We start from the raw sequence: 23,949 nt of genomic DNA, 5'->3' as shown, positions 1-23,949 counted from the left end.
GATGACGGGCCATCAGGCACCGGTGGCCATCGTGGGGATGTCGGTGCTGCTGCCGGGCGCCGCCGGTCTGGACGCGTACTGGCAGAACCTGCTGCACGGCCGGGACGCCGTCACGGACGTACCGGAGGGGCGCTGGGACACCGACGCCTACTACCGGGAAGGGGCCGGGACCGGGCAGGCCGCCGCCGACCGGGTGTACTGCCGGCGCGGCGGATTCGTCGACGCTCTGGCCGAGGTGGAGGTCACCCGGTTCGGGATCATGCCGAACTCGGTGGCCGGCACCGAACCGGACCAGCTCATCGCCCTGCGCGTGGCCGCCGAGGCCGTCGCCGACGCAGGTGGCGAGGACCGCCTGCCCGACCGGCACCGTGTCGGGGTGGTGCTCGGCCGGGGCGGCTACCTCACCCCGGGACTGGCCCGGCTCGACCAGCGCGTCCGTACGGCGGGACAGCTCGTCCGCACCCTGGGCGAACTGCTGCCCGAGCTGACGCCCGGACAACTCGCCCGGCTGCGGGAGGCGTTCACCGAGCGGCTGGGGCCCGAGAACCCCGAGTCGGCCATCGGCCTGGTGCCCAACCTCGCGGCCTCCCGGGTCGCCAACCGCCTCGACCTGCGCGGCCCCGCCTACACCGTGGACGCCGCCTGCGCGTCCTCGCTGGTCGCCGTCGACCAGGCGGCGGCCGAACTGGCCGCCGGCCGCTGCGACCTGATGCTCGCCGGGGGAGTGCACCACTGCCACGACATCACCTTGTGGAGCGTCTTCTCCCAGCTGCGCGCACTCTCCCCGAGCCAGCGCATCCGCCCCTTCCACCGGGAGGCCGACGGCATCCTCATCGGCGAGGGCACGGGAGTGGTGGTCCTGAAACGGCTGGCCGACGCCGAACGCGACGGCGACCGGATCTACGCCGTCATCCGCGGCACCGGCGTGGCCAGCGACGGACGCGCGGCGAGCCTGGTCAACCCGGACCCGGCCGGCCAGACGCACGCCGTACGGCAGGCATGGCGCGCGGCGGGCCTCGACCCGGCCCGGCCCGGGTCGATCGGCCTCCTGGAGGCGCACGGCACCGGGACCCCGGCCGGGGACACGGCCGAACTGGCCACGCTCGCCGAGGTGTTCGGACCGGAGACGGCCCAGGACCGGGCCGTGATCGGCTCCGTGAAGTCGATGATCGGGCACACGATGCCGGCCGCCGGAGCGGCGGGACTGATCAAGGCCGCCCTCGCCGTGTACCACGGCGTGCTCCTGCCGACGCTGCACTGCGACGACCCGCACCCCGCGCTCGCCGCCACCCGGTTCCGTCCACTGGACAAGGCGGCGCCGTGGGAGACCACGCCCGAGCGGCCGGTGCGGCGGGCGGGGGTCAACGCGTTCGGGTTCGGCGGCATCAACGCGCACGTGGTGCTGGAGGAGCCGCCGGGCGCGCGGACACCCCGGCGCGCGCAGACGGTCGTGTCCGAGCCCGAGCGGGTGCTTCTGCTCGCCGCCGACAGCCCCGGGTCCCTGGCCGGGCTGCTGGACGGCGACGACTCCGCCGTCCTGGCCGCCGGTCTCGACAGCGGCCGCAGGCATGCGTCCGCGGGCGGCTCACGGCTCGGCGTCGTCGGCCCGACCGCCAGGAAGCTGGCGCTGGCGCGCAGGGCGGTCGCCCAGGGGCGCGCCTGGCAGGGCCGGAGCGACGTGTGGTTCGCGCCGAGCCGTCCGGGCGGGCGGCTGGCGTTCGTCTTCCCCGGCCTCGAGGCCGAGTTCGATCCCCAAGTGGACGACGTCGCCGCCCACTTCGGCCTTCCCGGCATCCGCTCCGACGCGCGGGTGGGAGACGTGGGCCGGCACGGCTTCCAGGTCGTCGCGGTCGGCCGGCTCCTCGACACCGCGCTGCGCCGCATGGGCGTCGTGCCGGACGCGGTCGCCGGGCACAGCGTCGGCGAGTGGACGGCGATGGCCGCGGCGGGGGTGTACGCGGCGGACGAGATCAGCGACTTCATGGCGTCGTTCGACCCGGACAGCGTGGCGGTCCCGGGCCTGGCGTTCGGCGCGGTCGGAGCGTCCGCCGCGCGCGTGCTCACCGCCCTGGAGGAGGAGGGGTGGGCGGCGGCCGGAGTCCTGCTCTCCCACGACAACGCCCCGAACCAGTCGATGGTGTGCGGTCCCGACGACGGCGTGCAAGGGTTCGTCCGGTCCTTCCGGGCGCAGGGCGTGATCGGCCAGGTGCTGCCGTTCCGGTCCGGCTTCCACACCCCGATGCTGAAGCCCTACCTCGGCCCCATCGAGGACGCGGCACGCCGCTTTCGCCTGCACCCGCCGACGGTCCCCCTCTGGTCGGGGACGACAGCGTCGCCCTACCCCCGGGACGAGGCGGGCGTACGGGAACTGTTCGTCCGGCACCTGCTGGAACCGGTCCGCTTCCGGCCGCTCGTCGAGGCGCTGTACGAGGCCGGGCACCGCGTCTTCGTCCAGGTAGGCACCGGGCAGCTCGGTTCGCTCATCGGCGACACCCTCCGCGGCCGCGACCACCTGGTCGTGGCCGCCAACTCCCCCCACCGCGACGGCCTCGCCCAGCTCCGCCGGGTGGCGACCGCCCTGTGGACCGTCGGCGCCGCGGTCGTTCCCGCTCTGCCGCGCGAGACACGCTCTGCACGGCGGGACCGGTCGCCGGTCCGGCTCGATCTGGGTGGGGCGCTGGTGTCCCTGCCCGGTCCGGCGCTCGCGGACTTGCGCCGCGCACTGCCTCTCGGCCGCGTCCCGGCGAGCAGCCCGGTCCCCTCACCGCTGGACGCGCTCGCCGACCGCTCCCCGGCCGCCGCGGAGCTGTCGGCCCTGCTGCGGGAGACCGCGGACACGGCCGCGGCACTGATCGCCGCGCGGGGCCCACGCCCGCCCGCCTGGGGCCCACGCCCGGCCGCCCCCGCTCCGTCCCGCGCCGACGTCTCCGCCCGGCCCCGGCCCCCGATCCGCACCCCCGTCCCCGCTTCCCCCGCGCGCCCCGCGCCCTCCGCTCCGCCGGCTTCCCCCGCGCGGCGCCGCACCACCGTCCACGTGTCCCCCCGCACCATGCCGTACCTCCTCGACCACTGCTTCTTCCCGCAGCGTCCCGGCTGGCCGGACGTCGCCGACCGCTGGCCGGTCGTGCCGGCGACGACGATCGTCCACCACATGATGGCGGCGGCGGAGCAGGCGGCCCCCGGCAAGCGGGCCGTCGCCGTCCACGGGGCCCGGTTCGACCAGTGGCTGACGGCCACCCCGCCGGTCGACGTCCCCGTCACGGTCACCGCCGAGGGCCCGGACCGCCTCGCGGTCTCCTTCGGCACCTGGGCCCGTGCCGTGGTCGACGTCGCCGACCGCCACCCCGCCGCACCCCCCGCCCCCCGGCAGGGGGACCCCGCCGCCGAACGCGCTCCCGACCACACCGCCGCCCAGCTCTACGCCGAGCGCTGGATGTTCCACGGCCCGGCCTTCCAGGGCGTCACCGCGCTCACCGCGATCGGCGACACCCACGTACGGGGCGTGATCACCACACCCCCCGCCCCCGGTGCCCTCCTGGACAACGTCGGCCAGATCCTCGGCTACTGGATCATGGCGACCCGCACCGAGCGCACCGTGGTCTTCCCGGTGCAGATCCGCACGATGCGGTTCTACGGTCCCCATCCATGCCCCGGCACGACGCTGGAGTGCGCAGTCCGCATCGCCTCCCTCACCGACACCGCTCTGGAAGCCGACGTGCGGCTGACCGTCGACGGCGAGCTGTGGGCGGAGCTCACCGGCTGGCAGGACCGCCGCTTCGACAACGATCCGCAGACCCGGCCCGTCGAGCGCTTCCCGGAGCGCAACACCTACTCCGAGGCCCGCCCGGGCGGCTGGTCGCTGCTGCACGAGCGGTGGCCCGACCTCGCCTCACGCGAACTGATCATGCGCAACTCACTGAGCGGCGCGGAACGTTCGGAGTACGCCGCGCACGGCCCACGCGGCCGCCGGCAGTGGCTGCTCGGCCGGATCGCGGTCAAGGACGCGGTACGGCAGTGGCTGTGGGACCACGGCGAGGGGCCCGTCTTCCCGGCGGAGATCCGGGTGCACAGCGACGCCTCGGGCCGCCCGCACGTCACCGGCCTGCACGGCCGCACCCTGCCCCCGCTGGACGTGTCGCTGGCCCACCGGGCCGAGGCCGGGGTCGCGATCGTCCGGCCGCACCGGCCCGGCCCCGGGCCCGGCATCGACATCGAGGAGATCGCCGAACGCGACCCGGTCACCCACGCGACCGCGCTCGGGGACGACGAACTCCGGCTGCTGCACGAGGTGTCCGCCGCCACCGCAGAGCCTCTGGCGCTGTGGTTCACCCGGTTCTGGGCCGCCAAGGAGGCGGTCGCCAAGGCGGAGGGCACCGGATTCGGCGGGCGTCCACGGGACTTCACGGTCCGCGAAGCCGCCGCCGACCGGCTGGTGGTCTCCGGGCGCCTGGAACCCGCGTACACCGTCCACTGCGAGCGGACGAGCAACCCCGCACGGCTGCCGCAGCGGGACTACGTCGTGGCCTGGACGACAGGGCCGACCCACGAGGAGGAGTACGACCGTTGACTTCCTCCCCCGCCTAGCGGCGGGGGAGTCCAGCGGTCGCCCGCTGGGGTTCCTGCTTCACCGACGACCGCCCCGTCCGGGAGGACTCCCGTTGAGGTCTTACACCGTCTCCACAAGCAGACGCCGCCGGCCCGGCGGCCAGGATGTTGCGTGCCGCGTTCACGTCGCGGTCGTGCACCGTGCCGCACTCACACGTCCACTCCCGGACGTTCAGCGGCATCTTCGCCACGACCGTGCCGCAGGCCCCGCACAGCTTGGAGCCGGGGAACCAGCGGTCGATCACGACGAGTTCGCGCCCGTACCAGGCGCACTTGTACTCCAGCATCGAGCGGAGTTCCGTCCATGCCACATCCGAGATGGCGCGTGCGAGCTTGCCGTTCTTCAGCAGGTTGCGGACGGTGAGGTCCTCGATCACGACCGTTTGGTTCTCACGGACGAGCCGAGTCGACAGCTTGTGCAGGAAGTCGCGGCGCCGGTCGGCGACCCGCGCATGCACGCGGGCGACACGACGCCGGGCCTTCTCCCGGTTCGCCGAGCCCTTCGCCTTCCGCGACAGCTCCCGCTGCGCACGGGCCAGGCTGGCACGGTCACGCCGCTCGTGCTTCGGGTTGGTGATCTTCTCTCCGGTGGACAGGGTCACGAAAGAGGTGATCCCGGCATCCAGGCCGACGGCCGCGTCGGTGTCGGGGGCCGGGGCGATGGTGTCCTCGCACAGCAGGGAGAAGGTGCTGCGGGTGTTCTCGGCCGACGCGCGGGACTTCTTCCGGCTCTTGTACCGGGGGTACTTGGCGCGCTTGGCGAAGAAGTTCCCGAACGCCGTCTGGAGATGGCGCAGCGCCTGCTGGAGCGGAACCGAGGACACCTCCGTCAGGAAGGCCAGCTCCTTGGTCTTCTTCCACTGCGTGGGCGCGGCGGAGGACTGCACGTAGGAGACGCGGCGCTGCTGGCCGTACCAGGCCCGCGTGCGCTCCTGCAGCGCCTTGTTGTACACGAGGCGGACACAGCCGAACGTGCGGGACAGCTCAGCCGCCTGCTCGGCCGTGGGGCAGAAGCGGTACTTGAAAGCCCGCTTGACCTGCCGCGTCATGCCTCACACCGTATCGATTCCCGTGTGAGCAGCGGGTGTCGGCCGGTGGTCGCAGACGCCGGATCGCCTTGGAGGTGATTCGCCGTTCCCTGTCCTGCTCCGCAGGAGCTTCGTTTCTCCCCCGCAAGCGGGAGGTACCCCCACCCCGGCCTGAAGGCCGGGGTATCCACGAAGGAGTCCCGATGACCACCAGCCGGCCCCCACTCGCCCACGCGGACGAGACGTCGGTGCTCGCCGACATCACGCACATGCTCACCGCACTCCTGGAGGACGAGTACGGCCTGGACGACGTCGAGATCGGCATGGCGACCACCTTCAACCGCGACCTCGAACTGGAGAGCATCGACCTGGTGACCCTGGCCGGCCTGCTGGAGCAGCGGTACGGCAAGCAGGTCAACTTCGCCGAGTTCCTGGCCGGGATGGAGTTCGACGAGATCATCGAACTCACCGTCGGGCGGCTCGTCGAGTACGTCGTGCAGAGCCTGAAGGCCGCGGAGGCGGGCTGAGCCATGGCGATGGTCGACGCCGGTGAACTCCGGTTGCACACGCAGCGGATGGGGCCCCGGGACGGCCGCCCGGCCACCGGCACGGTCGTCCTCGTCCACGGGCTGCTCACCGACAGCCTGGCCAGCTACTACTTCACCGTGGCCCCGCCGTTCGCCGCGGCCGGCCTCGACGTCGTCATGTACGACCTTCGGGGCCACGGCCGCAGCGCACGACCGGCGAGCGGCTACACCCTCGACGACGGCATCGACGACCTTCAGACGCTGCTCGACCGGCTGGAGGTGACCGGTCCGGTCCACCTCGTCGGCAACTCCTACGGCGGCACCGTCGCCTTCGGCTACGCCGTCCGCCACCCGGAGCGGGCGGCCTCCGTCTCCCTCATCGAGTCCCAGCCGGCGACCAGGGCATGGGCGGCGACGATGGGCGGAATCCTGCGGCAGGTGGTGGCCGACCTGGCGGGCAACGAGGCCGCCGCGCTGGCCTGGATCGCCGTCAACCGCAGCCGCAACACCGCGCGCCTGGCGAAGAGCGCGGCCCGCCTCGTGCGGTCCACCAGCCTGGCCCGCGACATTCCCGCCAGCCGGGTGCTGAGCGAGGACCAGATCCGGTCCGTGCGCTGCCCGGTGCTCGCGCTCTACGGCGGCGAGTCGGCCCTCGCGGCGCAGGCACCGTGGCTGGAGTCGCTGCTGCCCGGCTGCCGGACCGTCGTGGTGCCGGGGCACGAGCACTCCGTGCTGGTCGAGGCGTCGAGGACGGTCGGCGGCCACGTGCTCTCCCTCATCCAGGAGTCGGCCGAAGCCGGGGCGCAGGGCACGACGACGGCTGCGGGGTCGGGGTCCCGGTGAGCAGATTCCTGTTCGTCGTGCCGCCCCTGGTCGGACACATCAACCCCGCGGCGGGCGTCGCGGCGGAGCTGACCACGCGGGGACACCGGGTGGCCTGGGCGGCCGCCGATCCCGGGCTCGTCCGGCGGCTCGCGGGAGACGGGGCCGTCGTGTTCCGGTGCGCCGGGCCGACGCTGGGGGCGGGCGGCGCGGAGCGGCCGGCCGACCTCCGTGGCCCGGAGGCGCTGAAGTTCCTGTGGGAAGGGTTCCTGGTGCCGCTCGCCGAGGCGATGGCCCCCGGCGTGGCGGCGGCCGTCGAGGACTTCGGCCCCGATGTGGTCGTCGCCGACCAGCAGGCTTTCGCCGGCGGGCTGGTCGCCGAGCGGCTGCGCGTGACCTGGGCCACCTCCGCCACCACCTCGGCCGAGCTGACCGGCGCACTGGACGGACTGCCGGGGATCACGGCCTGGATGGTCGCGCTCCTGCGGGATCTGCGGGGCCGCATCGGTGATCCTTCGGGCACCGCCGATCCGCGGTTCTCCCCGCATCTGACGCTCGCGTTCAGCACCCCGGAACTGGTCGGCCGCGGGGCCCTGGCGGGCGACCGGATCCGCTGGGTGGGCCCCTCCCTCACCCGACGCCCCACGGCGTCCGCCTTCCCGTGGGACCGGCTCGACGCCTCCCGTCCTCTGGTCCTCGTGACGCTCGGCACCGCGAACACCGATGCCGGGGCCCGCTTCCTCGGCGTGTGCCTGGCCGCGATCCGGGAACGGACCGACCGGCTGCAGGCGGTGATCGTCGACCCGGGCCGCCACATCGGCACCCCCGGCACCCCCGGCCCCGACACCCCCGGCCCCCGCGACAAGGACGTGCTCATCCTGCCTTCGGTGCCCCAACTGCCGCTCCTGGAAAGGGCCAACGCGGTCATCTGCCACGCCGGCCACAACACCGTGTGCGAGGCCCTCTGGTACGGCGTCCCCCTCGTCGTGGCACCGATCCGCGACGACCAGCCGGTCGTGGCCGCCCAGGTGACCGATGCGGGGGCGGGCGTCAGGGTCCGGTTCGGCCGGGTCACCGCCGGGCGGCTGGGCGCAGCGCTGGACGCCGTCCTGCACGATCCCGCCCATCGCGCGGCGGCCGACCGGATCCGTACGGCGCTGCGCGCGGCCGGCGGCAGCGGGGCGGCCGCAACCCACCTGGAGCGACTGGCCGACGGCATACGCCCCGAGGAGGGCCTGTGAACGACAACCACGACCACGAGCACGAGTCACCGAGCCGCGTCGAGCGGGTCGCCGCGCTGCGCCCCGTCTACCGGGCCGAACTCGCCGACGGCGTCGACCGCTTCTTCGAACCGAGGCGCACCACCTGCCCCTGGTGCGGCTCGGCCCGGCTGGCGACACGCCTGCGCACCACGGACCTGCTCCAGCACAAGCCCGGCCGCTTCATCCTCGACCGGTGCGAGGAGTGCCGGCACACCTTCCAGAACCCGCGACTCAGCGCGGCCGGCCTGGAGTTCTACTACCGCGACTTCTACGACGGACTCGGCGAGAAGCAGTTGGGCAACACCTTCGCGGGCCGGACGACGATGTACGTACGGCGCGCCGAGTCCCTGCTCCCCTTCGCCCCCGCGCCCGAGAACTGGCTGGACGTCGGCACCGGACACGGTCACTTCTGCGAGGCGGCCCGCACCGTCCACCCCGGCACACGTTTCGACGGCCTCGACTTCACCGACGGCGCCGAACTCGCCGAGCGCGCCGGCCGCGTGCGGCGCGGCTACCGCGGCAGCTTCCCCGACCTGGCGGAGGGGCTCGACGGCCGCTACGACGTCGTCAGCATGTTCCACTACCTGGAACACAGCACCGACCCGTTGCGCGAACTCCAGGCGTCGCACCGAGCCGTCCGCCCCGGCGGCCATCTGCTGATCGAGGTCCCGGACCCCGACAGCCGCTGTGCCCGCCTCCTCGGCCGCTGGTGGCTGCCGTGGCTGCAGCCGCAGCACCTGCACTTCATCCCCGTCGAGAACCTGCGCCGCACACTGGGCGACCTCGGGTTCACGGTGGTGGCGGAGCAGCATGCCGAACCCCACGACCCCGTCGATCTCCTGGCCGCCACCTGGCTGGCCCTGGACGCGGCCGCCCCGCGCGACGACCTGCCCTGGCTGCCGGCCCGGCCGACCGCGCTGCGCCGCACGCTGCGCGCCACGACACTGATCGCCGGCATCCCGGCGCTCCTCCTGGGCACCCTGCTGGACCGCTTCCTCGTCAAACCCCTGGCCCACCCGCTGGGCCTGTCCAACGCCTACCGGCTGGTGGCCCGCCGGGACTGAGCCTCGTGGCGATCAGGCGGGCTCAACGGGGCGCGTGGGGTGACCAAGGGTGCTCGATGGCGGCGAGGAGGTCCGCCTCGTGGTCCAGTACGGCCCGGGCCGCGGCAAGGAAGCGGTCCACCAGCGCGGTGCGGTGCCCCTTGCGCCAGGCCGCGGCGAGAGTGGAGGCGCCCACGCCCCCGATCGGGATGTACCGGATGCCGCGGTGCGGCGCGTAGCGCTCGGCTCCGGCGGCGGTGACGGCGCAGGCCAGCCCTGCCGCCACCATCTCGGCCTCCTCGCTCTGCGTACTGGTTTCGATGATCTTCCGTTCGGCACCGGAGGGCCGGTAGGCGTCCAGCGCCCAGAACCTCCGCCATTCCGTATCCGCGGTCCGTCCCACCGCGAGCGGCTCGTCGAGGAGATCACGCACGGTCACGGACGGGCGGCCGGCCAGCCGGTGCGTTCGCGGCACGGCGGCGACCAGCGGCTCGTGGAACAGGGGGTACGACTCAAGATCCGGTGCGGCGAGGGGCAGGCGCACCAGGGCGACGTCCGAATCCCCGGCGGCCAGGCCGGCCGACGGGTCCGGGAAACCGAACTCGCGTATCTGCAGGAGGACTCCGGGGTTCCGCCGGGTGAACTCGGCCAGGATCGGGGTGGTGAGCTCCAGCGCGCCCGCGATCACGAAGCCCAGTCGCAGCGCGCCGGCCTCCCCGCGCCCGGCGCGCCGGGCCGCCTCGACACCGGTGCCGATCGCCGTGAGTGCCTCGCGGGCGGGGCCGAGCAGCGCCTCGCCCGCCGGGGTCAACTCCACCCTGCGGGTCGTGCGGCGCAGCAGTTGTGTGCCGATCTCGCGCTCCAGCTCCCGGATCTGCTTGCTGAGCGCCTGCTGGGTCACGAACAGCCGGGCGGCGGCGCGGCCGAAGTGCAGTTCTTCCGCCACCGCGACGAAGTACCGCAGCCGTCTGCTGGACACATCCACGGACGCCGATGGTAAACCGTTCGTTGTCAATCGACGCGATCAGGCTGTTTCCCTTCGCCGATCGGCCCGCCCTACGGTTCTCCGAGACCGAGTGGACGCGAGAGGGGGCGGCGCATGAGCACCACCACCACCTGGCGCAACTGGGCCGGCACGGTACGGTCCCGGCCCGAGCGGGTGGTCGTGCCCGCGGACGGCGCCGAGGTGGCCGCGGCCGTACAGGCCGCGGCACGCGACGGCCTGCGGGTGAAGGCCGTCGGCGCCGGCCACTCGTTCAGCGGGATCGCCGCGGCCGACGGCGTCCTGGTCCGGATGGACCGACTCGACCGGGTGCTGTCGGCGGACCGCGAGACCGGCCTGGTCACCGTGCAGGGCGGGATACCGCTGCACCGGCTGAACCCGGCCCTCGCCGAGCACGGCCTGGCCATGGAGAACCTGGGCGACATCGACCGGCAGACCATCACCGGGGCGGTCTCCACCGGGACGCACGGCACCGGTGCGGCCTTCGGCGGCCTGCCCACCCAGGTCAGGGCGATGGAACTGGTTCTGGCGGACGGCTCGGTCGTGCGCTGCTCCGCCGACGAGCACCCCGAGGTGTTCGCCGCCGCCCGGGTGGGCCTGGGCGCCCTCGGCATCATCACCAGCGTGACCCTGCAGTGCGTGCCGGCCTATGCCCTGCACGCGGTGGAGGAACCGATGCCGCTCGACCGGGTGCTCGACGAACTGGACGACCTGGTCGAGGGCAACGACCACTTCGAGTTCTTCTGGTTCCCCCACACCCGTACCGCCCTCACGCTGCGCAAGCGCCGGCTGCCCGGCGGCAGCGCGCTGCGACCCGTCGGCCGGCTGCGGCACTGGTTCGACGACGAGTTCGTCACCAACACCGCCTTCGAGGGCCTGCTGCGGGTCGGCACCGCCTTGCCCCGCACCGTTCCGGCGATCACCCGGCTGGTCACCGGCGCGCTGTCCGCGCGGGAGTACACCGACGTGTCCTATCGCGTCTTCGCCTCCCGGCGAGACGTCCGCTTCAGGGAAGGCGAGTACGCCTTCGCGCGCCAGGAGGCCGCCGAGGTGATCCGGGAGATCGCGCGCTGGGTCGGCACCCACGACGAGCGCATCTCGTTCCCGCTGGAGGTCCGCTTCACCGCCGCCGACGACATCCCGCTGTCCCCCGCGTACCGGCGCGCCAGCGCCTACGTCGCCTTCCACCAGTACCACCGCATGCCCCACCGACGGTACTTCGACGCGATGGAGGCGATCCTCGGCACGGTCGGCGGCCGCCCGCACTGGGGCAAGATGCACACGCTCGACGCGCCCCGGCTGCGCGCCCGTTACCCGCGCTTCGACGACTTCACGGCACTGCGCGACCGGCTCGACCCGGCCGGACGGTTCACCAACGACTACCTGGACACCGTCCTGGGCGCCCCGCCCGCCGCGGACGGGAGGGGCTGAGCACGCGGGGCTCGTTCCAGGAGGGCCGGCGGGCCGTCACGGGGACGGCCTCGAACTACGGCCCTCCAACTACCGGCCTTCCAACTGCGCCGGTGACGGCGGGCGTTCGAAGGCCGTACGGCGCCCTGAGCGGCGGCACACCTCGCGGGGAAACCGCGGCTGCGGGCCAGGACGACGACCGCGAGCACCGGCAGAGGAGCAGCAGCATGGTCCAGTCGACTCCCTGATGTTCTCCCACTCGGTACTCCCTTGCGCCGGCGTGTCAGTTCGTCGGGAGTCGCGGTCGGTCGCCTGGCATGATCCGCAGCGTGAGCCTTGACGCCCAGCTGGAGCCGCCAATGGATGAGACCGCGTCAGCGCATGCGGCGCGAGTGTCCGCTCATGCGACTGTGGGAGCGCGGCTGTCCCTGTTCAGTGATCGGCGACTCCGGGATGCCGTGGCCGCCGCGCCGAGTCTGGGTTCCGGTATCGGGGGCAGATCGGCGGAGATGGAGGTCGAGGGGATACGCGTCTTCGTCAAGCGGGTCCCGCTGACGGACATCGAGTTGCAGCCGGAGCACCTGCGGTCGACCGCCAACCTGTTCGAACTTCCCCTCTTCTACCAGTACGGTGCGGGGTCGGCGGGGTTCGGTGCCTGGCGTGAACTGGCCGCACACCACTTGACCACAGGCTGGGCGCTGAAGAACGAGTACGCGGGTTTCCCACTGCTGTATCACTGGCGGGTCCTGCCTGACAGCCCCCCGCCTGGCTTCGCTGACGCCTTCGGGGGCGTTGAGGGGGCCGTCGCGCACTGGGATGGGGCACCGGCTGTACGCCGTCGGCTGGAAGCTGTCGGCAGATCCTCCTTCAGCTTGGTGCTCTTCCTGGAGCACGTGCCTCAGACACTCGCCGCGTGGCTCGGTGACAGGCGTGATACGGCCCCGCTGCAGCCGAAGGGCGAATCGTCCTATCGGTGGGTCGAGGAAGCACTGATGCGCGGCACGGAATTCATGAGCGCCCGCGGACTGGTCCACTTCGACGCGCACTTCGCCAACCTGCTCACCGAGGGCCGGCGGGTGTACTTCGCAGACTTCGGGCTCGCACTGAGCCGCGATTTCGACCTCTCAGCGGAGGAGGATGCCTTCCTTGCCGACCATCTCGTGTACGACCGCAGCTATGCGCCGAGCCACCTGCTGCGCCATCACCTGCCCGACGGCGTGCGCGGTGGCGCCGAACACGGGACCTTCCTGCGGGAATGGGTGGACGGTCGGCGACCCGACGGCGTTCCGCCTGAAATCGGCGCGATCATCGACCGGCACGCCCAGCACGCCATCGTCCTGGACGACTTCCACCACCGGTTCCTCACACAGAGCAAGCGCACCCCCTTCCCGGCAGTCGAGGTCCGGCAGGCCCTCGCCGGTGCTACGGCGTAGGGGTAGTTGCGGTCACCACTGACGTGGATTGCTCCTTCGTCGCCGGCTGGGCATCCTGCTGGGATGCGCTTCTCCATCAACATCCCCAACTTCGGTGACTTCGCGGACCCTCGTAACGTGGCGACCGTGGCGGCTGCGGCCGAACAGGCGGGCTGGGACGGGCTCTTCGTCTGGGACCACGTACTGCATCGACAACACCGGGGACGCCCCTTCGGAGACCCCTGGATGCTGCTGACCGCTGCCGCCCTGGCGACCTCCCGGATCCGGCTGGGCACCCTGCTGACGCCGGTCCCCCGTTACCGTCCGCAGCAACTCGCCCGCCAGGTGGCCACCCTGGACCACCTCAGCGGTGGCCGGGTGATCTTTGGAGCAGGTCTGGGCGGTCCGATCGAGGACGAATACCGCAGCTTCGGCGACGCCGCCGAGCCACGTCTCCTCGCCGAGCGGCTGGACGAGGGACTGGAGCTGTTGAGGCGCTTCTGGTCCGGCGAGCCGGTGAACCACCACGGCCGACACTATGAGGTCCGGGACGTGACACTGCTGCCCGCCGCCGTGCAGCGGCCCCGTCCGCCGGTGTGGATCGGCGGGTTCTGGCCGCGTCGCCCGCCCATGCGGCGGGCGGCGCGGTGGGACGGCGCGGTGCCGCTCTTCGAGACGGCCCGGCATGGTCATGTGCCGGATGTGGCGGAGGTGCGGGATCTGGTCGGCTATGTCCGTGAACACCGTGCGGCTGGGGCAGAGCGCCCCTTCGAGTTCGTGCTCGGCGGTGCCACGCCCCCGGACGCGGCCAAGGCCAAGGACGTGATCGGTCCGCTGCACGACGCCGGCGCCACCTGGTGGGACGAGCGACAGGTCCAGGCCGGTCCCGACCTGGACCGCCTGCCTCCGGTACTGCACCGCGTCGAGGCAGGGCCGCCGGTGCTCTGATGAGCCGTTCGAGGGTGTGATGACCTGGTGGCCGGCGTCGATCAGTCGGTCCAGCAGCGACTCGGCGGCGACGGGGTTGGGGAACGCTGGGGAACTGGGCGGTGAGGCGTACGCCGGGAAGCTGAGTTCGGCGAGGGCCGCGGCGTGCCTCATGCCTCAGCCCTCCCGAGATCCACTCCGCCCCGGGCCCGGTTCGGAACGCGGGAGGCCGACTGCCGGGACCGTCGCGGGGCCGCGGTCGGTATCCGGCCCGCGAGTTCCATGTACTGGGCGTGGGAGCCGTCTTGGCGGGGTTGCAAGGAGCCGTACGTACATGGCTCGTGCGCGACAGCTGCCCGCCACACGGAGAAGATCTTGGTGCGGGGTGGGTGCTGCTGCCGCAGCAGGCACAGACGGGCGTCGGCCCAGGGGCCCCTGGGCCGACGCCCGTGCGGATCGGGGTGGGTGGTGCCGATCAGCCGATGTCGGTGGTGGCCAGCTCGGCGTAGACGTCGGGCCTGGTCCGGCGGACGCGCAGGGCGAAGAACACGCCGGTGAGGAAGAGGCCCGGGGTGAGGGCGACGAGCGCCCAGTTGACGGCGGGTCCGGCGCCGGTGAACAGGTCGAGGCGTTTGCAGACCAGCCCCGTGGTCAGGGTGAGCAGGACACCGGCGGCGGCCGGTGCGACCAGGGTGCGCAGAGGTCCCTCGCCCCGGGTGGCGGGGGTGCGGCGGAAGAAGACCACCACGGCGAAGGCGGCCAGGGCCTGCAGCACCAGGATGCCGACCACACCGGGGGTGTTCACCCACAGGAAGAACTCGTTGTAGGGGTGGACGCCGATCGCGGCGAAGACCGCGACGACCACGAGGGCCAGGGCGCTCTGGAGGATGCCGGCGACCCAGGGCGAACCGTGGCGCGGGTGGACCCGGCCCAGGGCGGCGGGAGCGACCTTCTCGGCGGACAGCGCGTAGGCGTAGCGCGTGATGGCGTTGTGGAAGGAGAGCAGCGCCGCCAGCAGGCTGGTGACGATCAGGATGCGCTGGAGGCCGGTGGCCCAGCCGCCGACGTAGCGGGTCATGGCGGTGAAGAACATCTCGGCCGGGTTCTGCGCGGCTGCCCCGACCGCCTGGCCGCTGCCGAAGGCCTGGACGATGACCCAGACGATGAAGGCGTAGAAGAGCCCGAGGAAACCGACGGCCAGGTAGGTGGCGCGAGGGACCGTGCGGTCGGGGTCGCGGGCCTCCTCCCGGTAGATGGCGGTGGCCTCGAAGCCGATGAAGGCCGCGACGGCGAGGCCCAGCGGACCGCTCATCCTCGAGACGAAGACGTGGGAGGGAGCGAAGGAGTCCAGGGCCAGCCCGTTCGCCCCGCCCTTGACCAGGATCGCGCCGGCGAGCAGCAGCAGGATCGCGGTCTCGGCCACGAGGAGGACGGCCAGTACCTTGGCGCCGAAGGTGATGGAGCGGAAGCCGAGGAACCAGACGACGGCGATCCCCGCGAAGGCGTACACGGGCCAGGGCAGGTCGATGCCCAGGAGGTCGTTCACGGTGGCGGCGGAGAAGAAGCCGAAGGCGCCGTACACGCCGATCTGCAGGGCGTTGTAGGAGAACAGCGCGAGCAGCGCCGCGCCGAGCCCGGCCGGACGCCCGAGGCCGCGGGCGATGTAGGAGTAGAACGCTCCCGCGTTGCGGATGTACGGCGTCATCGCGGTGAAGCCGACCGCGAACAGGCACAGCAGGACGCCCACGCCCACGTAGGCGGCCGGGGCGCCGATGCCTCCGAAGAGGATGGCGAGGGGGGCGACGCCGGCCATCACGGTGAGCGGGGCGGCCGCGGCGGCGACGAAGAAGACGATGTCGGCGACGCCGAGGGTGCCGCGCTGGAGATGAGGGCTTGTCCCGGGGCCTTCCTGCCGGCGGGGCGAGGGCTGCCGGACTGCGGTGGGGAGGTGGGGCTCGGTCATGGAGGTCTCCGCGTGATGCGTGGGTCGAGGGGGTGAGGGTGGTGTCCCGGACACGCGGGCCGGTCGTGACGGCGACGGACGTCCGTCGTCTCGACCGACGTCTATCGTCTCCCGGCGGGAGCGTGTCCGGATGCGGGGGCTTCGTGGGTGCGCCGGCCGGCGAGCCAGGTACCGAGGACGGGCAGGTCCGCGAGCGCGGCGGGTGTGGTCCCGACCGGGTCGGCGGCCAGGTGCACCAGGTCGGCGCGCATGCCGGGGCGCAGGAGGCCCCATTCCTTCTCCTCGAACGCCTGGTGGGCGCAGCCCGCGGAGTAGGCGGTCAGGGCGGCTTCGACGGCGATCCGCTCCTGGGGGAGCCAGCCGCCCTCAGGGGTCCCGTGGGGCGTCTGGCGGGTGACTGCGGTGGCGATGCCGCGCAGTGGTTCGTAGGCGGTGACCGGCCAGTCACTGCCGAAGGCGATCCGTGCGCCGGAGGCCAGCAGGGTGGCGGTCTGGTACTGCCGTCCTCCGCGCTCGGGGCCGATCCTGGGCAGCGTGAGCTCGGTCATCACAGGGTCCGGCTGCGCCCACAGGGGCTGGAGGCAGGCGGTCACCCCGAGTTCGGCGAAGCGTGGCAGGTCCGCGGGGTGGATCAGCTGGGCGTGGGCGATGACGGGGCGGCGGTCGCGGGGGCCGTTGGCCCGGGACGCGGCCTCGATGGCGTCGAGGGCGGTCCGTACGCCGCCGTCGCCGATGGCGTGGATGTGCGGCCGGAACCCGAGCGCGTCCGCCGCGGTGACGGCCTCGGCGAGTTCGACGGCGGACCAGTTGGCGATGCCGTGCGTGTGCGGGCAGTCGGTGTACGGCTCCAGCAGGGCGGCGGTGCCCGACTCGATGACGCCGTCGGCGAAGAGTTTCACGGTCCGGGCGGTGAGCAGCCCGGGTGCCGCGCTCTCCACGCGGTCCCGGTCGGCGACGAACCGGGCGATCCGCTCCCGCCAGCCGTCCGGTTCCAGGATGAACGCGAGGTCGGCGCGCACGGGCAGCGCGGGCTCTGTGGTCGCGGCCGTGATCCAGACGTCGGCCTGGTGCGGCTCGACCCAGGCGTCCTGCACCCAGGTCACCCCCGCGGCGGCGAACCGGGCGGCCGCTTCCCGCAGCGCGGCCACCTGAGCCCCATGGGACGCCGGAGGGATCAGGGCGAGTACGGGGCTCAGGGCGCCGAACTCACGGAGGGTCCCCAGCGGTTCCGTGGATCCCTCCCGGCGCAGGATCCGGCCGCCGGCGGGATCGGGGGTGGCCGCCGTGTACCCGGCGCGGCGCAGCGCCTCGCTGTTGACCCAGGCCGTGTGGTGGTCCATGGTGCGCAGCACCACCGGGCGGTCGGGCACGGCCGCATCCAGCCACCGGGCGTCGAACCGGCCGTCGGGCGCCAGCCACGGGTCGAAGCCGTCGCCGGTGATCCACGGGGCGTCGGGGTGCTCGTCGGCCCAGTGCCGCACGGCCTGGACGATGCCCTCGGCGCTCTCGCAGTCGCGGACCGGAGCGCCGTGCAGCCCCAGCCCGCCCATCACCGGATGCACATGGCTGTCACCGAACGCCGGGAGCAGTACGCCGCCGGCCAGGTCGACGACGGTGGTGCGAGGACCGCGGGCGGCCAGCGCCGCCGCGCCCAGGGCGCTGATCCGGCCGCCGGCGACGGCGAGGGCCTCGTGGAGGGGAGCGCCCACAGCTCCGGTCCGGACGGTTCCACCGGTGAAGACGATGTCGGCATGCATGGGGATGACGGTGCCCTTCTCTCGCCGACCACCTAACTGAAAGGTGTTCGGTTTCGGGTAATGTAGGCGCCGCCCGCGACATCGGGAAGAGTTTTATTGAAAGTCATTCGGTAAAGTCTGGGTCACGGCGAGCTCTGCGTGCTCCGACAGGCTCGGACCCGCCACACAACGAGGAGCGACCGTGGGACGGCCCCGCACCCCCCTGCTCGACCGCCGGCGTATCGGTGCCGCGGCACTGCGACTGGCCGACGAGAAGGGCACCCTGACGATCCCCGCCCTCGCCAAGGCCCTCGGCGTCGCACCCTCCGCGCTGTACCACCACGTGTCCGGGCGGGACGAGATCATCTCCCTCATGCGCGAGGAACTCGTGCTGACCACCGGCGGCGACAAGGACTGGTCACAGCCCTGGGAGAGCGGGCTGGAGGAGTGGGCGCGCACCTACCTCTCCGCCTTCGCCGCCCATCCCGGAGCGGTCCCCCTGCTGGCCACGGCACCACTCGCGGAACCCTTCATGCATGCGATATACGAGAAGGTCGCCGAACTCCTCATCAGGGGCGGTTTCGCCGCGGACCAGGTCATGCCTGTGATCACCGCAGTGGAGAGTTTCGTCCTCGGTTCCGCCCTCGACCTGGTGGCGCCTTCCGTGATGCTCTCCGACGTCGTCCGCGACAGCGCGCCGTATCTCAGCACCGCGCTCGACCACACACCCGGCGACCAGAGCCGGGCCGCCCGCGCCTTCGACATCGGCCTGCGAGCCCTGCTCACCGGCTTCCGCGACCTGCTCGACCACTGAGTGCGGCCAGAACACCGGCTCGGCCGCGCGCCCGCCTCCCTCCGGACGGCCCGGCCCCCGGGAGCCGCTCATGCCGGCTGCGGTTTCGCGCCCTGACCACCGGCTACGCAGGCGACCGCGTCGCCGGCACCGTGGCCCTGCTCACCGAGGGCGACACGGTTGCCGTCGTCCGCCCCGGCATGGCCGCCGACCGCCGGCTCATCCTGGGGCCGCTCGCCGAACCCGGCATCGAGCCGCAGAAGGTGACCGAGGTGGTCTTCGGCCATCACCACCCGGACCCGCCCTGAACGCCGCCCTCTTCCGCTCTCTTCCCCGAAGCCCGCTTCCACGACCACATGGCCGTCCACCGCGACGACATCCGGGGGGACCGGGAGGCCAGCGAGTGCCCGGCGAGCGCAGACCGGATCCATCGGGCCCTGGTGTGCTGTGCGACCGTGGTCAGGTGCCCGGGGACGGCGGGATGTTCTGGTTGGCGTGGAAGAAGTTCTCCGGGTCGTATGTCCGCTTGACGGTCGCCAGTCGGCCGTAGTGCCCGCGGTAGGTGGTGCGGACGCGTTCCGCGGTCTCGTGCTCGCCCAAGAAGTTGATGTAGGAACCGCCCATGGAATGCGGGTGCAGATCGGTCCAGTAGTCGACGCACCACTGCCTGACCAGGTCGGCGTTGGCAGGCTCGGGATCGATCCCGGCGATCACGCCGGACCAGACCGCCTCCCGGTAGGCCCAGGCCGTATCGTCGGCTCCGACCCGGTGGGCGGCCCCATCGACCGGGTAGAGATGCATCTGGGACAAGTCGGTGGGAATGCCCTCCCCGTACCTGTGATGCACGTCGACAGCGGCGTCGGGAATCTCATCGAAGAAGTCTCCGCGCCAGTACCACTGCAACCCCTTGGGGAGCAGCGCGTCGAACATGGACTGCAGCGCCGGGTAGGGCATGGGCGTGGTCAAGTGGAACGCGGGCGGCGCGGGATCGTTCACCGCGGCCACACTGTTCTCGAGGCCGTTTGCCTCCAGGTCACCGGTATAGGTCCACACCACCGCGCACATCTTCCGGCCGTGTATCGGCTCGGGGAAGGGCGGTCCCGGCGGCACGACCAGTACGGCGAAGAAGCCGCTGAGGTCGTCCGGTGCCGCCGGCAGGAATTCCCGGTACCAGCGGAGTACCTCAGGGGTGCGGTCGACCGGCCACATCGTCAGAGCGACGCCGACCGTATGCACCGGGTGCAGGGCGAAGGTGAAGGAGGTGACCACGCCGAAGTTCCCGCCTCCGCCCCGCAGCGCCCAGAACAGGTCCGGGTGGTCGTCCTCGGAGGCGGTGACGAAGCTGCCGTCGGCCAGGACCACGTCCGCGGCGAGCAGGCTGTCGACCGTGAGCCCGTACTTGCGGGTCAGGTGGCCGTGCCCGCCGCCCAGCGTCAGACCACTCACTCCCGTGGTGGACACGATCCCCGCGGGCACGGCGAGGCCGAATGTGTGCGCCGCGTGGTCCAGGTCACCGAGCAGGCTGCCTCCTCCCACCCGGGCGGTCCTCGCCGCAGGATCCACATCCACCCAGCGCATCGGTGAGAGGTCGAGCATGACGGCGTCCTCCACCAGACACAGGCCCGGCCCGCTGTGGCCGCCGCCGCGCACCGACAGTTCCAAGCCCGCGTCCTTGGCGAAGTAGATCGTCGTGCGCACGTCCGCGACATCGACACACCGCGCGATCGCGGCGGGACGCCGGTCGATCATCGCGTTGTAGACGGTGCGGCACTCGTCGTAACCGGGATCCCCGGGTCGCACAACCGTCCCGCGCAGCGCCTCGCGCAGACGCGGCAGAGCCGTCTCCTGGAGTTTGCTCATGGCACAACACCCCACACGGAGGGGCAGCAGTGCGTGACGCCGGACACGCGGGGTGCGGTGCGCAGACCGGGCACGCTCGGAACCGCACGGCTGGAACCGCACGGCAACCACTTGTGTGGCGGGGCCGATGCCGTGCGCATCCGTCAACTCCGCTGGCGGTATGCGGCCCCGTCTATTTCAGTCTGCTGTCGCTGCTCGCCGTCAGCAAACCGGCCCGCCCTTCGCCCTCGCCAACGCGATCAGCACCCACCCTCCACTTTGGAGCGGACCGCCTACCGGGCCTGCCAGTCGGACGTCTGCTGCTCGGCGCGGACGCGGACTTGCAGGTCGCGAAGTTCCCGTGGAGGAATGCCCACATCAGGCAACGTGCGCCCTGTTGGAGAGCCAGGCAACCGCACCCGCGCCGGCAGGTGCACCGACGAGGAGGCCCGCAAGGAGACCGATGTCGTGGTCGGCCAGCGCCGGAAAGGCCGAGTCCGCTGCTGCGCCGAAGAGCATGGTCACCGTCATCGTCGCAGCGAGGGCGGCCACACCGGCGAGCCGCCGAGGCGGCCTTGTGCGGTACAGCTCGCTCACGGGCCCTGCCGCGAACATGGCCGAGATGGTGGGGAAAAGAGTGGAGTCGGGCAGCCATCCGAACGGCCAGGACACCAGGGCGACGACCCCGCAGACGGCGAGCCCGAAGAGCTCCGACCTGATGGTGGACGCCACCAGCTCCCACGGCCGGCGCCGGATCAGGCCGCTTTCGCTGTCCTCCCCATCGACCACACCGGAAGAGTAGCCGTCTTCAGGGCGAATGTATCCATGGGGGCAGCACGAGCTCGGCGAGCTGCGGGAGTTGTCGTCGGTGAGATGGGCACGCCTGGTCTTGGTGTTCGGCGGGAATGCCCCGCGTGACGGCGTGACGGCGTGACGGCGTGACGGCGTGACCGCGGTCATCGGCCATGAGGGTCTCAGCACGGCCCCTGGGGACCGTCACAGAGCCGGCGCCTTGTACTGGTGTGGGGAGGCAAGGCCCCGATCGCCGGTCCCGGACTGGCCACGTCCCCTAGGGCGCCGGGGCAGTGGGGCCGCGAGATCGCGGCCAGACGTCTCGCGCCGGCCAGGACCGCGCAGGCCGCCAGCGCGAGGACGAAGGCAAGGGGATGGCGGCGGCCCTGTGCCCCGCGCGGAATTTCCAAGGGCGCAACCTCGTTGCTCGTGCCGCTGATCCATCGGGGGGATGTTGGGCAGCGGCGCTTTCTCTATCCAGGGCCGAGCCGGTGCGGCGGGCTAGCGTGGCGGCACTGCCAGGGCGCAAGGACTTCACGAGTTGCGGAACGGCCGTTCGTGTGCTCTGGCGGTTTCATGGTGTGAGAGAGGAAGGGCCTGACATGTCCAACCACTTCACCGGCCTCAGCCTCGGGCCACCACTCGGCGACCAGCGGCTCGATCTGTGTGACCTGTACGCCTTCCAAGCACCCGGCGATTCGAGCAGGACCGTTCTCATCCTCAACGCCAATCCCAACGCTGACGCGCTCCACCCCGACGCCGTATACCGGCTGAACATCGACAACGACCGCGACTACCTGACCGACATCGCCTTCAGCTGGGTCTTCAGCCCGGCGGCAGCCGACGGCTCGCAGACCTACAGCGTCTTCATGGCGACCGGTACGGAGTCCCGCAAGCCCGAAGCGGTCGGTACCAAGATCGTGTCGGACGCCGCCGTCTCCTTCGGCCCCCAGTCCAACGTGGTCGGCAGCGGCGACTACAAGGTGGCCGCCGGCAGCCGCAGTGACGCCTTCTTCTTCGACTTCGACGGCATCAAGAATCTGTTCGACACCAGCGGCAAGCGAAATTTCACCGCGCCGCATCTGGGCGGCCGGTCACCGTGGACCGGCGTCGACTCCAACACCACAGCAAACGTCTTCTCCATGGCCATCGAACTGCCCACCGCGGAGCTGGCCCCCAATCCCGAGCTGCACATCTGGGGCCGGTGCAGCGTCCTACGCGACGGCGAACTCGTCCACGCAGACCGGGCCGGGCACCCCTCGGTCAGCAGTTTCTTCAACACCGACGACACCAAGGAGGAGTACAACGCCGGTGAGCCGGTCAATGACCGGGCCAGGTGGACAGACCAGTTCGTCCACCTACTGGGCCACACCGGCGGCTACACGCGCGAGGAGGCGCTCACCGCACTCGACGAGCACGGCATCCTGCCGGACGTGCTCCATTTCGACCCCTCCAAGCCGGCCGTCTATCCCAACGGCCGGATGTTCACGGAGGACGTCATCGACATCCGCGTCGCGTTCCTCACCAAGAACGAGGCGCCTCCCACCAACCTGACCCCGCACACCGACATCCTGGACCGGTTCCCGTACCTCGGCGACCCGCACCCGGCAACCGCCTCCTGACAGGCCCCCCGGCCGGCTGGAGCACGAACTCGCGGACAAGCGGGCCGCGCATGCCACCTTCGCCCGCCCCCTTCCCTGCACTGGTTGCGACTGCGACGAGCCCGTCAACGGGCCGCCCAGCGCCGCCACTCCGCCTCCGCTGACCGCGACCTGCGGCGTCCGCGTCAACGTCGCCCCGGACTTCCTGGCATGGACGGACAACGCGGACTGGCCTTGCCGACCTCGCCCAGGAGTACATCGACGACTGGATGGCCGGGGCCACGAGCCGGCGGCGCTGCGGTCGGCGATCTCCCACAGGTTCCGGATGTGCTGCACCGTGGCGTCGAGGTCTTCGCGCTCCTCGCCCGGGTAGCCGAGGATGAAGTAGCCCTTGACGCCGATCCCGTGGACCGCGGCCGGTGGCGTCCCGTACCCGCAGCTCTTCGCCGTGGCCCTGACGGTCATTGAGCAAGGCCGGTCTCCCGGTCCGCAGCAGCGATCTGGTCGTGGAAGCGCTTATGGACCCAGTGACGCTCGCCAAGGATGCTCACCTGCGCCCACCGGCCGGAGACCGGACCGAGCCGGGTCTGCCGTGGCATCGTGCCCGCGAGGCGCCGTGGGCTGGCGCCGCCTGACAGCTTGCTGCTGTCCAGCACGTAGATGGCGTCTTGGGTGACCGCCACGCAACGGTACTTGTTCACGAACATCGTCAGTCCGGTGAGATAGGTGACGACGAAGTGCAAGAAGTGTGGCGCACTCTGGCAGATGAACACCTGCCGGATCTCGCTGCCAGCGGGCAGAAACGGCGCCGCGCGCCGCACCAGGTCCGGTCGCGGCTCGGGGTCTCGTCGGCCGCTCTCATCAGTTCCGTCGATCAAGGAGACCCCTTCCCCCGTCTGCGTATCCCCATGGCACGAAGTTACCGTGTAGCCGTGGCGCAGCGCATGTGGGGGTCGGCGCGGCTGAGACCCCTGACTAGGTCTGGCGCTTGAGCAGTTTGATCTTGTGGTTGACGCCCTCGGTGCGTCCGTTGTGCCAGGGCAGGGTGAGGGCGGCGTCGACGGCGGCCCGGTCGCGTTCCAGGCCGATGGCGAAGGAGTGCAGGAAAGGCAGGTCGGCCGCGCGGGTCCGGGCGATCCAGGCGTTCAGCCTCCCGGGATCGCCTGGTGCGGGGGAGAGGACCTGC

The 23,949-nt window shown here is 72.0% G+C and carries 18 protein-coding genes and 1 pseudogene; 11 read left to right on the top strand and 8 right to left on the bottom strand.

Going from position 1 to position 23,949, the window contains the following annotated elements; genetic code table 11:
* Position 1 precedes the first annotated feature (1 nt).
* On the top strand, positions 2 to 4,567 hold the full coding sequence (locus tag ACZ79I_RS00665) for a beta-ketoacyl synthase N-terminal-like domain-containing protein (protein ID WP_471493087.1): 4,566 nt from the start codon (positions 2 to 4) through the stop codon (positions 4,565 to 4,567).
* A gap of 13 nt (positions 4,568 to 4,580) precedes the next feature.
* Here ACZ79I_RS00665 and ACZ79I_RS00660 read toward each other — a convergent pair whose 3' ends face one another.
* Complete coding sequence (locus ACZ79I_RS00660) at positions 4,581 to 5,654, bottom strand: RNA-guided endonuclease TnpB family protein (RefSeq protein ID WP_471493085.1); 1,074 nt, start codon at positions 5,652 to 5,654, stop codon at positions 4,581 to 4,583.
* 182 nt (positions 5,655 to 5,836) lie between these two features.
* Here ACZ79I_RS00660 and ACZ79I_RS00655 point away from each other — a divergent pair, with 182 nt between their 5' ends.
* The 4 genes from ACZ79I_RS00655 to ACZ79I_RS00640 are packed head-to-tail and all read left to right on the top strand — an operon-like array spanning position 5,837 to position 9,308.
* On the top strand, positions 5,837 to 6,160 hold the full coding sequence (locus tag ACZ79I_RS00655) for an acyl carrier protein (RefSeq protein ID WP_471493083.1): 324 nt from the start codon (positions 5,837 to 5,839) through the stop codon (positions 6,158 to 6,160).
* A 3-nt stretch (positions 6,161 to 6,163) separates the two neighbouring features.
* A complete protein-coding gene (locus ACZ79I_RS00650) occupies positions 6,164 to 7,003 on the top strand; it encodes an alpha/beta fold hydrolase (RefSeq protein ID WP_471493081.1) in 840 nt (279 codons plus the stop codon).
* Positions 7,000 to 8,223, top strand: coding sequence for a glycosyltransferase (locus tag ACZ79I_RS00645; protein WP_471493080.1), 1,224 nt, complete (start codon positions 7,000 to 7,002; stop codon positions 8,221 to 8,223). The genes ACZ79I_RS00650 and ACZ79I_RS00645 overlap by 4 nt, the downstream gene beginning before the upstream one ends.
* On the top strand, positions 8,220 to 9,308 hold the full coding sequence (locus ACZ79I_RS00640) for a class I SAM-dependent methyltransferase (protein WP_471493078.1): 1,089 nt from the start codon (positions 8,220 to 8,222) through the stop codon (positions 9,306 to 9,308). The genes ACZ79I_RS00645 and ACZ79I_RS00640 overlap by 4 nt, the downstream gene beginning before the upstream one ends.
* A gap of 22 nt (positions 9,309 to 9,330) precedes the next feature.
* Here ACZ79I_RS00640 and ACZ79I_RS00635 read toward each other — a convergent pair whose 3' ends face one another.
* On the bottom strand, positions 9,331 to 10,272 hold the full coding sequence (locus ACZ79I_RS00635) for a LysR family transcriptional regulator (RefSeq protein WP_471493076.1): 942 nt from the start codon (positions 10,270 to 10,272) through the stop codon (positions 9,331 to 9,333).
* A gap of 114 nt (positions 10,273 to 10,386) precedes the next feature.
* On the opposite strand from ACZ79I_RS00635, the gene ACZ79I_RS00630 reads away from it, so the two are divergent.
* The 3 genes from ACZ79I_RS00630 to ACZ79I_RS00620 all read left to right on the top strand — a co-directional run bounded on the left by ACZ79I_RS00630 (position 10,387) and on the right by ACZ79I_RS00620 (position 14,060).
* Positions 10,387 to 11,721 carry a D-arabinono-1,4-lactone oxidase gene (locus ACZ79I_RS00630; protein WP_471493074.1) on the top strand — a complete coding sequence of 445 codons (1,335 nt, stop codon included), beginning with the start codon at positions 10,387 to 10,389 and terminating at the stop codon, positions 11,719 to 11,721.
* A 338-nt stretch (positions 11,722 to 12,059) separates the two neighbouring features.
* Positions 12,060 to 13,133, top strand: a complete 1,074-nt coding sequence (locus tag ACZ79I_RS00625; protein WP_471504669.1) for a protein kinase family protein — start codon at positions 12,060 to 12,062, stop codon at positions 13,131 to 13,133.
* 63 nt (positions 13,134 to 13,196) lie between these two features.
* Complete coding sequence (locus tag ACZ79I_RS00620; protein WP_471493072.1) at positions 13,197 to 14,060, top strand: LLM class flavin-dependent oxidoreductase; 864 nt, start codon at positions 13,197 to 13,199, stop codon at positions 14,058 to 14,060.
* Positions 14,061 to 14,514: 454 nt separating this feature from the next.
* Here the strand turns inward: ACZ79I_RS00620 and ACZ79I_RS00615 are convergent, their stop codons facing one another.
* Both ACZ79I_RS00615 and ACZ79I_RS00610 read right to left on the bottom strand, forming a co-directional pair.
* Entirely contained in the window at positions 14,515 to 16,002 is a 1,488-nt protein-coding gene (locus ACZ79I_RS00615; RefSeq protein WP_471493070.1) for an APC family permease, read from the bottom strand.
* 101 nt (positions 16,003 to 16,103) lie between these two features.
* Entirely contained in the window at positions 16,104 to 17,759 is a 1,656-nt protein-coding gene (locus tag ACZ79I_RS00610) for an amidohydrolase (RefSeq protein ID WP_471493068.1), read from the bottom strand.
* Positions 17,760 to 17,940: 181 nt separating this feature from the next.
* Here ACZ79I_RS00610 and ACZ79I_RS00605 point away from each other — a divergent pair, with 181 nt between their 5' ends.
* Both ACZ79I_RS00605 and ACZ79I_RS00600 read left to right on the top strand, forming a co-directional pair.
* A complete protein-coding gene (locus tag ACZ79I_RS00605; protein WP_471493066.1) occupies positions 17,941 to 18,552 on the top strand; it encodes a TetR/AcrR family transcriptional regulator in 612 nt (203 codons plus the stop codon).
* Positions 18,553 to 18,683: 131 nt separating this feature from the next.
* Positions 18,684 to 18,839, top strand: a complete 156-nt coding sequence (locus ACZ79I_RS00600; protein WP_471493064.1) for a hypothetical protein — start codon at positions 18,684 to 18,686, stop codon at positions 18,837 to 18,839.
* A 151-nt stretch (positions 18,840 to 18,990) separates the two neighbouring features.
* Here ACZ79I_RS00600 and ACZ79I_RS00595 read toward each other — a convergent pair whose 3' ends face one another.
* The gene (locus tag ACZ79I_RS00595) at positions 18,991 to 20,391 is read right to left on the bottom strand and encodes an FAD-binding oxidoreductase (RefSeq protein WP_471493062.1); all 1,401 of its coding nucleotides are present in this window, start codon (positions 20,389 to 20,391) and stop codon (positions 18,991 to 18,993) included.
* A 357-nt stretch (positions 20,392 to 20,748) separates the two neighbouring features.
* On the bottom strand, positions 20,749 to 21,330 hold the full coding sequence (locus tag ACZ79I_RS00590; protein WP_471493060.1) for a hypothetical protein: 582 nt from the start codon (positions 21,328 to 21,330) through the stop codon (positions 20,749 to 20,751).
* Positions 21,331 to 21,764: 434 nt separating this feature from the next.
* Here ACZ79I_RS00590 and ACZ79I_RS00585 point away from each other — a divergent pair, with 434 nt between their 5' ends.
* Positions 21,765 to 22,784 carry a DUF4331 family protein gene (locus ACZ79I_RS00585; protein WP_471493058.1) on the top strand — a complete coding sequence of 340 codons (1,020 nt, stop codon included), beginning with the start codon at positions 21,765 to 21,767 and terminating at the stop codon, positions 22,782 to 22,784.
* 440 nt (positions 22,785 to 23,224) lie between these two features.
* Here the strand turns inward: ACZ79I_RS00585 and ACZ79I_RS00580 are convergent, their stop codons facing one another.
* Both ACZ79I_RS00580 and ACZ79I_RS00575 read right to left on the bottom strand, forming a co-directional pair.
* Complete coding sequence (locus ACZ79I_RS00580; RefSeq protein WP_471493056.1) at positions 23,225 to 23,641, bottom strand: hypothetical protein; 417 nt, start codon at positions 23,639 to 23,641, stop codon at positions 23,225 to 23,227.
* A gap of 97 nt (positions 23,642 to 23,738) precedes the next feature.
* Positions 23,739 to 23,948, bottom strand: a pseudogene (locus ACZ79I_RS00575) (transposase); the annotation flags it as partial.
* Position 23,949 lies beyond the last annotated feature (1 nt).

The sequence above is a fragment of the Streptomyces sp. PSU-S4-23 genome, assembly GCF_055632315.1.
Note: the sequence above shows the minus strand (reverse complement) of the source record. Positions and strands in the feature narration are given on the sequence as shown.

Coding starts and splice junctions, on each gene's coding strand:
- ACZ79I_RS00665 (WP_471493087.1), top strand. CDS start 2: ATGACGGGCCATCAGGCACCGGTGGCCATCGTGGGGATGTCGGTGCTG.
- ACZ79I_RS00585 (WP_471493058.1), top strand. CDS start 21,765: ATGTCCAACCACTTCACCGGCCTCAGCCTCGGGCCACCACTCGGCGAC.
- ACZ79I_RS00620 (WP_471493072.1), top strand. CDS start 13,197: ATGCGCTTCTCCATCAACATCCCCAACTTCGGTGACTTCGCGGACCCT.
- ACZ79I_RS00595 (WP_471493062.1), bottom strand. CDS start 20,391: ATGAGCAAACTCCAGGAGACGGCTCTGCCGCGTCTGCGCGAGGCGCTG.
- ACZ79I_RS00610 (WP_471493068.1), bottom strand. CDS start 17,759: ATGCATGCCGACATCGTCTTCACCGGTGGAACCGTCCGGACCGGAGCT.
- ACZ79I_RS00590 (WP_471493060.1), bottom strand. CDS start 21,330: ATGACCGCGGTCACGCCGTCACGCCGTCACGCCGTCACGCCGTCACGC.
- ACZ79I_RS00655 (WP_471493083.1), top strand. CDS start 5,837: ATGACCACCAGCCGGCCCCCACTCGCCCACGCGGACGAGACGTCGGTG.
- ACZ79I_RS00660 (WP_471493085.1), bottom strand. CDS start 5,654: ATGACGCGGCAGGTCAAGCGGGCTTTCAAGTACCGCTTCTGCCCCACG.
- ACZ79I_RS00615 (WP_471493070.1), bottom strand. CDS start 16,002: ATGACCGAGCCCCACCTCCCCACCGCAGTCCGGCAGCCCTCGCCCCGC.
- ACZ79I_RS00630 (WP_471493074.1), top strand. CDS start 10,387: ATGAGCACCACCACCACCTGGCGCAACTGGGCCGGCACGGTACGGTCC.
- ACZ79I_RS00625 (WP_471504669.1), top strand. CDS start 12,060: ATGGATGAGACCGCGTCAGCGCATGCGGCGCGAGTGTCCGCTCATGCG.
- ACZ79I_RS00650 (WP_471493081.1), top strand. CDS start 6,164: ATGGCGATGGTCGACGCCGGTGAACTCCGGTTGCACACGCAGCGGATG.